Origin of the sequence: Methanobrevibacter sp. V14 (genome assembly GCF_963082475.1) — an archaeon.
Classification (GTDB): Archaea; Methanobacteriota; Methanobacteria; order Methanobacteriales; family Methanobacteriaceae; genus Methanocatella.
This window is the reverse complement of record NZ_CAUJAM010000006.1, coordinates 1-14036: the sequence shown is the minus strand read 5'-3', so window position 1 is coordinate 14036 and position 14036 is coordinate 1. Positions and strand designations below refer to the sequence as shown.

Sequence of the window (14036 nt, the reverse complement as noted above, 5' to 3'; positions counted from 1 at the left end):
TAAAAAAAATAAAAAATAGCTTAAAAATTAAGCTATTTCTGAGTATAATAAACCAAATGCCCTATATTGTACAAATGCAATAAATGTATCGCCAACAATAAATGCTATAATTATACCAATAACTGGAATCAAACTGATAACTGCCATTATTAAAAAAATAACCAATATTAAAATATATAGCAAAATTATTAAAGCTAATGTTTTTCCAACACCAATTTCTTTTAAATCCCTATAAGATTTACCAAAACGTATTGCATCATCAATACTGCCTGTTTTTGCCAGTCTAGATTGTCCCATTAATGCCAATAATGAAAACATTATACACATTATTATTAAAACAATAGCAACAATAATTATAGATGCAGCAAAATCTGGTGTTAAAATAGTATTTAACAAATCAACAGGAGTTACATTACCTACAAACTCCAGATTAGTCACCTTTGTTGCAGCAATTCCAGTGAAAATAAATAATGCTATGGTAATAACAACCAGTGGAATAAAATAATATATAATATCTACAATAAACAATTTAATTCCATTTTTAAGATTTCTTTTAATATCAATAGAAGGTAATTCATCTTTTAACTCAATACCAAATTTTAAAACATCTAATTCATAACCAATAACAATTATTGTAATTATTAATGAAACAATACCTCCAACTATAACCATAAACTCATTTTTAAGAAATGTGCCGGGAAAATTAGAAATAAAACTCGCAAAAAATAGCACACCAATAATTAAAAATGTTTTAATGTCTGTAAATGGATATCTAATAGAATTTTTTAAAATTTCAAATATTTCCATAATATTCACCATTAAATATTATAAATTTTATTCTAGTTTTATATAAATTATAGATAGTTTCTAAAATAGTGAAGAAAAATAAACAATGAATAAATTGTTTAAAAAATGTAATACAAAATTAACATTAAAATGTTTATTAAAAAAAATAGATGAAAAATTATCCATCTACCCCAAAGGATTTTTTAAGCAAATCCACGTTAACAAAACCTTCTTTGTAAATTTTACCAGTAGTTAAATCATTAATTACTACTTCAGCAGGAGCAAACATTCCTTTATCGATTTTATAGAAGTCAAATTCAGCTTCTTTAAATACGTCGAAGAACGGTTTGCCATACCCATCAGCTGCAGAAGATGGTAATTTAGCTGCCACATCAGCAATATCATCATTTTCATCAGATTCAATATAGTAATAGGTTCTTCCACCGAACAATACTGCATCATTTGTTTTACCCATTGCTTTTAATCCGTTTGGGTCAATTGGTGCTATTGGTGCAATACCTGCTGCATGTTTTACTTTAGTTACATCAAATTTAATAGCTTCCAACATTTTGTAAGTTCCGTTTTCAACTACTCTGCCTGAAATTTGAATAGATCCAACAAGAGAAGAAGTAGGAGCTACAAGCAAGTAAACATTTTTAACATTAACATCACATTCATCAGCAATATATTGAGCAACATCTTCACCTGGCAATACATCAGCTTCAAGAGTTAAAATTGCTAATTCTGCATCTTTGTCATCATAACCAATTTCCTCATAAGTTTCTGCTGGTTTTAAAGCGATTGCCCTTGCAGGTCCTGAACCTAATGCAAAGAAATCACCCACAGAAACAGACCAGCCCGCTTTTTGAGAACCTAAGGTTGAAATAGAAGGTGAGTCAGTTTTAATTTTTACTGAAGGAAGTGCGAATTTTTCAGATAAATCTCCAGGAATTGAAATTCCAACATCGGCAACTCCACCAAGACAAACTTTAGTATAAAGTTCTCCGGCTTTAAAACTTCCATCTACATTAACACCACAATCAAGAACTGTAGCACCATTTTTTAAAGTTGCAACAGCGATGTTTATTTCATCTGCTTTTTCAATCATTACATCTACGGTTTTTTTAGCTTCTAAGTTTACACTTACCATAGTTTTAACCTCTAAAAAAATTTAACTTAAATATTAAGTTATTGAGTAAAAATTTATTTTTATTATTATTTATATTTGCCTAAATGAATCTTAATAAAATAGATTAAATCATTGTTTTGAGGCATTGATTTCTCTTACTACTTTGGCGATTTTTACAATTCCTTTATCTTGACTTTTATCAATAATTCTTAAAAGAGCATTGTCTGTTTTAATATGCCTCATAGCAAACAAACGAACATCATCACATTTAGCATTAATAACAATATCTGCCCATTCTTTTTCTAAATCAATGAATTTTACAATGTGATCCATATTGTCAAGGATGTGCGGTACTTCACAGGCAACCTTAACAAGCATGACCTTATTTTTAATTTTTATCAATGCGTTTTCTCTATTGTAGAAATGGAATTTATAATTTGAATTGCCCTCCCCAGGTAAAACATCATAATTGTGATTGTGAATAGCAATACTTGCCAATACAACTTCATCGGTTATTTTTTCAACTGCAAGTTCCTGAACCGACCTGTATTCAGACCTATCACCAATGAATGCTAGAATTGATTGATTAGTTAGAAATTCAACTAAATATAATTGGGTTTTTTCATCAAAATCATTTAAATTGAACTTTTTAAAAAACGATTCATCTAAACTATTGATAAGTTTAGATTTATTGTCGAATTCCTCAATATTCTTAATCATTTCCGTCTTAAACCAGTCAGGATACTTTTCAATAGCTCCGCAATTATTAAAAATAGATGTGATTGAAGTGCCATATGCTACTTTCCAATCATTTAAACTAGAAACATCAACAAGTGAAGAACAACCATAAAACATTTTATTCATAGCTTTAACATTAGAAACATCCCATTTACTTAATGATGAAATATCTACTAAAGAAATGCAGCTATCAAACATTCCCCTCATATATTCAACATTAGAAACATCCCAATTTTTCAAAGGAGAAATATTCATTAAAGCATTACAATCCCTAAATAAATAATCCAGAGAAACAACATTGGAAACATCCCAATTCTTCAAAGGAGAAATATTTTTAAGAGAAATACAACCTTCAAAAAGACCACTCATGCGAGCTATACCTGAAACATCCCAATTTTTCAAAGGAGAAATATTTTTAAGAGAAATGCAATGGGAAAATACTGCAAGAAGAGCCGAATTTCTATGCATGATAGTTAAATCCCAATTAGATAATGGTGAAATATCCTTTAAGCTACTACATCCCCTGAATAATGCAGTTATATTGAATACATTTGATAAGTTCCAATTTGCAATAGGAGAAATATCTTCTAAAGATGTGCAAAAATCAAATAAACATCCCATGTCCAAAACATTACTAACATCCCATGAAGACAGTCCTGAAATATCCCTTAATTTAGCACAATAAGCAAATAAATAATACATTTCACTTACCTTGCTAACATCCCATGTAGACAATGCAGAGACACTAACTAAATTACTGCAATCAGCAAACATGCGAGACATATGTCTTACATTAGATACATTCCAATTTGCAAGAGCTGTAATGTCTGTTAATCTGCCGCATCCAGAAAACATGTTAGAAGCATCTTCTACATGCGACAAATCCCAATTTACCAAAGCAGAAATATCTTCCAAACTTTTGCAGTCTTCAAACATGAAACTAACATCCCTAACACCTGAAACATCCCATGAACCAAGTGAAGAGATTTCCTGTAATGATTCACAACCAGCAAACATTTTTTTTAAGCTTTCAACATACCCGACACCTATTGTAACAATAGCCTTTAAATTTTTTAAACCTTCATATCTTCCTTCAAGTGAGGTTATACCGAACAAATCTTCACTGACATATACAATTTCTTCCTTATTTTCAACATCATCCCAACTAGTTAAATTTACACCATTTTTAAGAATAATAAGTGTATTAAACTCCCCTAATTCGTAAATACTGCTTGTAGTAGTGTTGAAATGTTCAAAATCATATAAGTGAATCTTAGCCATATTAACCCCCCAATTATAAAAAATAATATGTATTACAAAGTATATAAAATATTCAAATAAAAAAGCTTAATCATCATAATACATATCGTCATAATCAAATAAATCCGGACTATCTGATAAATCAGACCCACATTCTTCACATACCACTTGAAGGGTCATTTAAATGTCCGCAAACACTACAAGTTATCATGAACACCATCCCAATATTTATCATAATGAACCTTAGATTCATCATATCTAAGTTTTATATCGCTTTCACAAACAGGATATCCCACACAAATTACAGAAAATGGAATGCAGTAATCAGGAATATTTAAATATTCTTTTAATTTTAATGTACGTTCTTCAATTGGATGGAAACCTAACCAAACAGCACCTAAACCTTCATGAGTTGCTTGAAGTAAAATATTTTCATTACATGCTCCAAGATCCTGTTCTACCATTCTAACAATTTTGGCTTTATTTAAATTACCTACAGTGATGATTAAATGTGAAGCATTAGCTGCAGGTTTTGCAAACTGATGCATGGCAGAAATAGCTATCTTATCTTCCAGTTTTGAAACAACGATGAATTCCCAAGCCTGCTGATTACAAGCTGAAGGTGCTTGCATACCCGCTTTTAATAATTTGATAATTTTGTCCTTTTCAACCGGCTCATCTTTAAATTTTCGAATACTCTGTCTTTTAAAAATTACACTCATTTAATCACCTAATATGGCAATATTTGTTCTACTTTCAATGCTTTTTGAGGATACATTTTGTCATTTAAAAAAATATTAAAAATCAATGAAACCTAATGTTCTTAAAAAGTCAAACAAAAATTACAGACAAAAAACCTCACAGTAAATTATACCATTAATAATATTTAAATTTTTAAAAGGAATAAAATATAATCCATAAAACTTTCATAATATCAAAACACCTAAAATACTAAACAAAACCAAACATTTAATTGTCACAAAGTTTGTACAAAATCCACAGATATTTCAACAAAATAAAAAAAACAAGAAAAATTAATCCTTCTGAAAACAGGTTTAATTAATATGGAGGATTAGGATTAGGTTCTTGATTTTTGGAATGTTTTAAAAGCAAAATAATAATGGAAAACACACCATTGGTTTAGGTGACCTGCATGTAACATATGAAAATACATGAAAAATAAATGCAACACTTATTTAAATTAAGATCAACACAAGTAAAAACAATACATTTACGTAAAAACCATTAATAATTAACCGACTTTTCCATCAAAATATCATTAAAAGAATACCAATTTATGGAAAATATATTTTCGAAGTGTACTATTTTAAGTGTAAGCACTTCGAACATTAAATAAACCATCACAAATTTTAAAAAATCAGTCATTGGACAGAACTACTAAAGAATTTTTCTAATTAAAACAGAAGTGTTATTTGTATTGCCTGTTGGAAGTATCATTACTTCTTTATGGAATCCTCTTGTATCCTTATCTAAAACCGGAGAATATAAAATCGCTCTCATTCCAGTATAAGTTCTATAAATAACAGGAGTTCCTTCATCGACATATTGCCAGATATTTGAAAATACTCTTTCTTTTGGTTCAGCTAAAGCGGCAACCATTAAAATATCATATTCTAATGATTTGATGACAGTTTCATCCCCAACTACAATTTCAATTTCATTTTCAAGTCCTAATTTCTTTAAAACTTTTCTTGAAAGTTCGGCAACATTTTCTTGCTGTTCAATTCCGATACATTTGCATCCAAATAATTTATTAAACATGATTAAAGTTATTGGAAGAGGACCAGACCCTAAAAATACAAATGTTTTATTTTCATTAAATTTAGCTAATTGACTTTCATTATTTAATAGTCCAACATAACGATCATAGAATTGAAATGAATCTAAAGTCTCATCAACATTTTCAGATTTTAAAATTTCCAATGCATTTTCTGTTTCAAGTCTTGCACCAATATAAACATAAAATTTTCTAATTAATTTTAAAGCTTTATTCATCTTTTCATCATCAAGAATGTGCTTTGCAGAATCAAAATCTATTGTTCTGTCATGAGCAATGATTTCAACATCATCTAAAATTTCAATAATATCATTAATATCCACATTGTCTAATGCAGAATCACCATATTTATCTAAATCACCATGATGATAATTTATCAGCAATTTCTTCAAGTTTGCCCCAATATTTATAACAACTCATCATATCACCAAAATATAAACTTTATTGTAATATTTGATAACTTGAGTTTATAATCTTAACTCTCATCACAACAATATATTTAAATAATCTTTTAAACTCCTATCAATATTAATAAAAAAATCACCCCATCAGTTAAAAGATGACTTAAATATGAAACTAATATGTTTTTAGTTTTAATATAACCGTATAACTCAAATATAGAACCCAGCCCCTGAATTAATAATATAGAAATCAATGATGTTGTAGCAGGATCATAATGTAGCAATCCAAAAAATATTAAAACAATAATCATAGATATGATTACGGATAATTTACGATTATGACTATATTTGAAGATAAATCTCATAAAAAACATGAATGGGATAAATTTAACTAATTCTTCAGCCATCATTGAGAAGATTAATGAACTAAATGTTTCTAAGTTTACAACAGCAGAATCCCCACCAACAACTGAGGGGGTATGGATTAAAAGTTCTAAAATTTCTCCAACAACTGTTGCATAAATTAAATAACCAATAAAAAGGAGAAAAGCAAGTTTAATTTCACTTTTTGTTGGCTTATAAAACATTAAAGAAAAATCCCATTTGGAATAATACATTAAAGGTATTAATAAAACTAAACAAAATGCTAAACTTCCAATAATTTCCGATTTTTCGCTGAGCAGAGTATAAACTAAAAATGAAACAGGAACCATTAATAATAATACAAACCAAGCTGTTTTTGAAAGTTCTGGATTATGCTTATAGTAAGGAAAATCTCTTTTATTATTTTCAAATTTAAAATATTCACTCATTATATTCACATCAATTTATTGTTAATATTATTTTATATTGAAGTTGTATTTTAATATGAGGTAAAATAAACAAGATTGATGAAAAAGAAAAGTTCATATTTACGAAAATGCAAGAATTAAAAAAAACTATTTTATACAAAAATCAACAAATGAATTCATTGAACAATTTAAACAATATTTAAATAAATGATTATATAAATAAAACAAACTAAAAATTCGGATACTCCTCTAAATTTTAACATGGTTTCTGCAAGGTTTAATTTTATAATTCCTACTTGTTTATATAGAACCAGCAACGAAATAATTGAAATTGAAAACCCAAAAATACCTATTAACTTGCTACTGAATAATGAGTTAGCAAGAAGTACAAATAATTTCAAAAACTCGTGAAACTAACCAACTAAGTTGAAAATCCTTAAACAATGAAATTAGTATTTACAATTGAAGGGTTCAATTTAGTCTAATGATATTTTGCATTATTTTTTAAATATATTTATTCTCATAGGTCCTGAAGACAAAAATCTTTCTTCAACTTTAATCTCTTCAAACCCAACATCTAATGCAATATTCCTGACGTGATCCTTTATCAAATAATAATTCATTCCATTAAGGACATATGGAAGCCAGGATACAATTATTTCTTTAGGTTTTGAAAAATCACTTTCTACTTCATCTGAAATTGCAATAAATACTCCACCATCATTTAAGCTATCATGAATTTTTTTGATAATTGATTCCATGTCGCTTTTAGCAAGGCTTAATGTATTAATTGCAAATATTAAATCATAATTAGAACCTATATCATCTGTTGTATAATCTCCAAGTTTTATTTCAGCTCTGTCTTCAAGATTATTTTCAGATATGCATTCCTCTATTAAACTAGCCATCGGCGGCATGTCAAATAATGTAGCTGTAATGTCTTCTCTTGATGCTACAACTGCCAAACCTAAAAGTCCAGCTCCACATCCTAAATCAAGTATATTTTTTATTTTTGGATATTCCTCAAGATTTTTTACAATGTCTATTATTTCAACTTGACGAATTCCTGTTTCTGAATCCTTTAACTCATTATAAAATTCCTCAAATGAAACGTCATCTCCAGACTGAAAATTTTCATCGGGGCCATTTTTAACTAGATTTTGAATATCTACATTAGAAAAATCATTTAATTTGGAAAAAATTTTTATTAAGTTGCCCATATAATATGGACTGTCTTCAATAAGATATTTTGATGTAGCGTTAGTATTTTTATATTTGTCATCATTTTTAGTTATAAAATCCATACTGTATAATGCATTTAGGAAATATTTTGTATTGTCCTCATGCAGATCCATCATTTTAGCTATTTGGCTACTAGTTTTGAAATCTTTTAAATTTGAAAATAAATTCAAATCTAATGCGCTATTAAAACATGAGAATACATATTCAAATAGGAATATTTGACCAGTTTTTTAATATTTTCATCCATTAAAATCACCATCGATATTTAGGTATACCTAAATTTAATTTCATCATATAAAAATATTTGCTATATTCTATAAAATTCTTCATTTGGATTCTTAAAATAACAATCAGCACAGATTATCTAATTGCATAATCTAAAAGATGTCCAAATCCGATACAGGTATTGTTTAATTGTATCCTCATTGAATAGACTAAATTAAAAATCATGGTAAAATAAAGAGATGCACAACATGAATATCGATATAAAGGAATAAATGATGCCCACAGTATTTAGGGCATGAAAATCTAACTAGCATACTTATGGGAGCTAGTGAAGATGAAGAAGCATTAATATTTAATAACTCCTGTACACGATTTGTTTTTGGATTAATGACGGAAAATATAAAAATTGAATTTTAATATTAGTTTTGAAGTGGGATTAAAGTAATTTTTCCAAAACCATGACTACCAAATCCATTTCATTGTTTTTATAGCTTCCAAAATCAGTGATAATGATGCTAAATCAATTAATTATTGTTCTGATTTTTAAATACAAAATGTTCCAATAACAAAACAAAAATCACGCCCATAACAAATGCATTACATAATAATGGACGTACTAACAATGGCAATTGACTTGTTAATGTGTCAGGTAAGAAAGTAATGATGGTAGCTAAAATTATAGGCAAGCCAACAATTATTCCATCGTCCATGTCAATGAAAGAATTATTTTCTTTAGCTAAAAGAATAGCCGCTCCAATTTGTGCAGTCATAATATATATCAAGACCACTGAAATAATTGGTGAAGGTATTAAACTTATTGCAGCCACTAAAAATGGTGAAAAAGCAATTAAGATCAGTGCAGTTCCAGTTATATAAAGAGGATATCTTGATGAGCAGCTGGTTGCAGCTATTACTCCAGGAGTCATTGAATAATTCACCGGACCAATAACTCCTATAATTCCTGAAAAAACATTCATTATACCTGTAACTCCCAGCCCATTTTTTATTCTTTTCTCCATTTCAGAAAGATTAACAATAGAACCTATACTTTGTATTGAACCAATATCATTTATAGTTAAAGCTAAAAAGCAGATAATAAAAGCTAAAATTATTCCAATATCTGGAACCGCTAAGTTAGGATGTATATTTGGAACAGCTATTAGCGAAAGATTTAGATTTCCAAAATTTGTTGGATTGAAAATCAAGTAATAAACTGCACTTCCGAATAACATTATCCATAATGGGAGTGTTGAGTTCCACAAACCTTTTAAATGTCTGCTTACAATTAAAACTATAACTAAACTTGCTAGAACAAAAACATAATTTAATGATGAGGACACACCATTATCAACTAAAATCAGATTTAAAATAGTTGGAGTTAACGTAAAAGCTATTAAAAGCAGTATAACAATTATGACTCTAGATGTAAAAAGCTTTTGAATATGTTTAATTGCTCCAGTAAAAGCTAGGATAGATAAAAGGACACCACCTATTACAAATGAAAAATTTATTGACCCCATTCCTTGATCCATTGTTGCAAGAACCGCTATCAATAATACAGTTGCAGGACCTAAAATAGTTGGAAGTTTATGCCCAAAACTTATTTGTAGTAACAGTGCAAGACCGATCATTAAAAATAAGCTTTGAATATAAAATACTGTATTTGTACCTGGAATTATATTACCTACCACATTTCCAATTATCAATATTATAGGCATTGTAACTGCAAGCCACTGAATACCATAAAGAAACATTTCCATCTTTGGAGGTTTGTCTTCAATATTGTATTTTAAATTGACGAAATAAAAAAACTATTTATCCTCTAAATCACTAAATAAAATGGATTTAATTAATAAAATCAATAATGAACTATATAATGACAATTCACAACAAACATCCATTGAAAAAATTCAAAAAATCTGCAATAAAGAAGACAATAACAACTCCAGAAAAATATGGCATGAAAAAAGATCCAGATTATTAAATAATCTATTAAATCCCAAAATAACTGAAATAAACTCAAAAGAAAAGAAAATAAACATTATTTTAGATAATGCAAGAATACATCATGCTAAAATCGTTGAAAAAGCATGCGAAATATTAAATATAAACTTAATATTTTTACAACCATACTGTCCCGATTTAAATCCAATCGAAGATGTATGGCGTAAAATTAAGTCTACAATATATAAATCAATATATAAAAATTTAAATGAATTAATAGAAATATTTAAACGAGAATACTACAAAATAGTTGATTTAACATCATTCTACAAAAACTGGGTCAAAGAATATCTAGGTATAAATATTTAGTAATACACTATAATTGCTAATTAAAGTTTTATAATAGCAATACTAAAAAAGAGATTCTTATTCATTTTTAACTTTTTTTATTATCATAATAAATCGACTCTAAAAGTATTATTTCCATGAATAAAGTTCATTGAATTAAAAAAATCATTAATAAAATAAATAGCATTTTGTTTATAATATGATCCTCTTTTAGGAAAATTTATATATGTGAAAATTAAAAATATTTTTGTAAATAAGATTTATTTATAATAAATTTAATTTAAATAATTTATAAATATCTTTATTTAAATTTATGTTTATTCAAAATAAAAAGAAATAAAATATTATTTATTTGAAAATTAGTATTTGAATTCTTTTTGAATAAATATGTGTTTTTTTACAGATTTTTAGAAAAAAATTTGCATTTAACAAAAAATTAGGAGTATGATATAAATGCTAAATAAAAATAAAATAGTATTATATTTAGCAATATTAGGTATTTTACTTTGTTGTATTAGTGCATCTAGTGCAACAGATGTAAATGATATTGCCGTACCTGATGATGGAACAGTCATTGAAGAGGGTGATGTTTCAGTTTCAGTAGATAAGGTTGAACGAAAAAATATGGATTATCAGAATTATTCTGTTAATGTAATGCCATTAGTAACCTATGTTAATGTTACAAACGATAACTATGGAAATTTCTTTGATAGTAATGGTTATACAACTTCACAAAATAATTTAAATTTTGTTGGAGATTTTAATTTAAAACCTTTTGGTAATTTTAAAATTAACCAAAATGTTTATTTAAAAGCTTATAATGCAACATTTAACAATATTGGTTTTGACATGTTAACTAGTGGTGTAAAATTAGATGGTGGAAACTTTGTTTTCAATGCACCTAACAATGCAGATTGTTATGCAATTAATGTGGTAAATTCAAATAATGTGAAAATTTCACATACAACTATTACCTACGCCTGTGCATATGATAATGCTGCAAACTATAATTATGCAATTAAAGCTATAAATAGTAAAAATTTAATAATTGATTGGAATAATATTATTGCAACATTACCTTTAAAAACTGTAAGTTGGAGTAATCCAGGTATTTCAGCTGATTATGTAGCGGGTGTGGCAATACAAAATTGTAATAACTTAAACTTTAAAAGAAACAATTTAACTATAACAGCTAATCGTCGTGTTGGTAGCTTCCCTACATTAGATGCGGTAATGATTGCAGATTCTAATAATGTCAAAGTCGAAGACAATAGAATCTATGAAAGTGACATTATAACTCAAGATAACCAATACAGTTATATCTATGGAATTGATGTTTACAGATGCAATAATACGATTATTAACAACAATACTGTAAATATGAATGGTAATAATTCAGGTGGAACTTATAGCGGTAACGGTACTGGAGCAGCTTACTGTATACAACTAACTGGTTCTTATACTGGTGTTGTTGTATCTAATAACACTTTAACTACAAAAAATAAAGGTCCTAACTTAGGAATTTATTCCCAAAACTATAATGGTGATACATATTTAACAGTATACGGTAATAAGATTAATGTAACTGGTAAGGCTGGAAGTGATCCATGGTCACTTGTATCTGGAATGGAACTACAAGATACTAATGCAGTAGTATATAGCAACAAAATATTTGTAAATAATATTGCACCTTATGCTGCAGGTAACTATGCATTTGGTATTAGCTATGCTCAATCTACTCCAAAGTATCATTATTATAATATTCATCATAATAATGTCACTGTAGTTAATGCGGATTATGCAATTTATTTAATTAATAGTAATTTTGTTTCTGGCTTTGTTAGGTATAATAATTTAATTGCAACACATGGAAATAATACTAATACTGGTAATAATGCCGTATCTGCACCATCTAATGTCGTAGTTAGCAACAATACATAAAAATTTAAAATTTTGTAGAAATCGAATTAATATACTTGATAATATGTTTAATAAGAAATATTTACTGATTTTATTGTTAATTTCAATGATTTTTTTATCAATTAATGCAATTGCAGCTACTGAATTAAGTAATGATACATTGAATTTTAACAATAATATTAACAACGAAATACATGATTCTTTAAATGATATTGATAAGGTTAAAGATGCTTCAAATGAATTAGATAATAGTTATTTGAAAAATAGTAATCCTGAAATATTATCAGATGATGATGAGGGTTATGTGATTTATGTTGGTCAAAATAAGACAGAAAATGGAAATGGGTCTTATGACAATCCATTTGCTACATTGAAATTAGCATGTGATAATGTAAGTGGTAAAGAAAAAGTTACAGTCAAAATTTTCAATGGAACCTACACATTTAAACATTACTTAAAATTTGATACACCAAATCTAAATGTTAAAGGCATTAATGGTAAAGTAATTATTAAAAATTTTTATAATGACTATGATTATTATGAATCATTAGATTCAACTTATAATAATGTGAATTACACTATATCTAACATAATTTTTGATGGAATTAACTATACAATACCCAATTATGATGAGGTATGTTGGTTTTTACCATTTGGTGGCATGGCTAATTCTGGAATATATAATAATTGTTCATTTGTAAATTATGGTCAGTTAAGTGGTATTTGTGGTTCGAGATATGATTCATATTTTAATAATTGTTATTTCGATGTCCATTCATTTAAGCTTTTTTATTATCATAATGGATTTGCAAAGAATACTATTCACAGATTTAAATATTGTAATTTTAATTATACAGGTTCTATGTTAGCATCCACTATTTCTGTCCCTTGTGATATTTTAATGGATAGTGTTTGGTTTGGTCAAAATAATCTTCCTCCATATGTTATTTCACATGATGCAGTTCTTCCTAATGGTCATTATATTAACGTTGATATTCCTATTTCAAGGTATGCTATATTTTCTGTGTGTGAGAACTATTTAGGTGATAATAAGTATGAAATTGTTGGTAGGTTAACTTGGAATGGTACTAATGATAGTGATGGAATGGAAAACTTCAATCCAATGACTGTTAAATTAACTTCAACTACAGGTAGTATTTGTGAAAATGTAACTTTAGTTAATGGTACTTTTAGAACTATTTACACTAGTAATTCAACAGAACATAAAATAAATGCATTATTAAATTTCGAATTAATTGAATTAGCTTTTAACACTACTAATATTATGTTGAATCCCGTTAGTATTTATTATGGTGATGAAGAGAAGATTTGTGGTAATTTTTCACAAATAGTTAATGGTAGTGTATCTATTGTTGTTTATAATGATAAATTCAATAAGACTTATAGTGTTGATGTTAATAATTCTAGCTCATTTGTTTATATTATACTTGATG

The 14036-nt window shown here is 27.6% G+C and carries 10 protein-coding genes and 1 pseudogene; 3 read left to right on the top strand and 8 right to left on the bottom strand.

The annotated features are described in order from the left end of the window. Positions 1 to 27: 27 nt before the first annotated feature. The 8 genes and pseudogenes from Q9968_RS02070 to Q9968_RS02035 all read right to left on the bottom strand — a co-directional run bounded on the left by Q9968_RS02070 (position 28) and on the right by Q9968_RS02035 (position 10130). Positions 28 to 807, bottom strand: a complete 780-nt coding sequence (locus Q9968_RS02070) for a DUF4013 domain-containing protein (RefSeq protein ID WP_305513000.1) — start codon at positions 805 to 807, stop codon at positions 28 to 30. A 157-nt stretch (positions 808 to 964) separates the two neighbouring features. Beyond that, positions 965 to 1936: a methenyltetrahydromethanopterin cyclohydrolase gene (gene mch, locus Q9968_RS02065; RefSeq protein ID WP_305512998.1), complete on the bottom strand. Its 972-nt coding sequence runs from the start codon at positions 1934 to 1936 to the stop codon at positions 965 to 967. A gap of 108 nt (positions 1937 to 2044) precedes the next feature. Continuing rightward, complete coding sequence (locus Q9968_RS02060) at positions 2045 to 3934, bottom strand: BspA family leucine-rich repeat surface protein (RefSeq protein WP_305512996.1); 1890 nt, start codon at positions 3932 to 3934, stop codon at positions 2045 to 2047. Between the two features lie 176 nt (positions 3935 to 4110). Continuing rightward, positions 4111 to 4635, bottom strand: coding sequence for a nitroreductase family protein (locus Q9968_RS02055; RefSeq protein ID WP_305512994.1), 525 nt, complete (start codon positions 4633 to 4635; stop codon positions 4111 to 4113). Positions 4636 to 5311: 676 nt separating this feature from the next. Then, positions 5312 to 6131 (bottom strand): annotated as a pseudogene (locus Q9968_RS02050) (nicotianamine synthase family protein). Positions 6132 to 6222: 91 nt separating this feature from the next. Continuing rightward, positions 6223 to 6924: a type II CAAX prenyl endopeptidase Rce1 family protein gene (locus Q9968_RS02045; protein ID WP_305512990.1), complete on the bottom strand. Its 702-nt coding sequence runs from the start codon at positions 6922 to 6924 to the stop codon at positions 6223 to 6225. Between the two features lie 476 nt (positions 6925 to 7400). Continuing rightward, positions 7401 to 8363, bottom strand: coding sequence for a class I SAM-dependent methyltransferase (locus tag Q9968_RS02040; protein WP_342765940.1), 963 nt, complete (start codon positions 8361 to 8363; stop codon positions 7401 to 7403). A gap of 531 nt (positions 8364 to 8894) precedes the next feature. Further along, on the bottom strand, positions 8895 to 10130 hold the full coding sequence (locus Q9968_RS02035; RefSeq protein WP_305512986.1) for a uracil-xanthine permease family protein: 1236 nt from the start codon (positions 10128 to 10130) through the stop codon (positions 8895 to 8897). A gap of 79 nt (positions 10131 to 10209) precedes the next feature. Here Q9968_RS02035 and Q9968_RS02030 point away from each other — a divergent pair, with 79 nt between their 5' ends. The 3 genes from Q9968_RS02030 to Q9968_RS02020 form a co-directional block, all read left to right on the top strand. Next, positions 10210 to 10683, top strand: a complete 474-nt coding sequence (locus Q9968_RS02030) for a transposase (protein ID WP_305512985.1) — start codon at positions 10210 to 10212, stop codon at positions 10681 to 10683. A 432-nt stretch (positions 10684 to 11115) separates the two neighbouring features. After that, positions 11116 to 12603: a hypothetical protein gene (locus Q9968_RS02025; RefSeq protein ID WP_305512983.1), complete on the top strand. Its 1488-nt coding sequence runs from the start codon at positions 11116 to 11118 to the stop codon at positions 12601 to 12603. A gap of 85 nt (positions 12604 to 12688) precedes the next feature. Further along, a partial coding sequence (locus Q9968_RS02020; RefSeq protein WP_305512981.1) for a hypothetical protein occupies positions 12689 to 14036 on the top strand: 1348 nt, incomplete at its 3' end.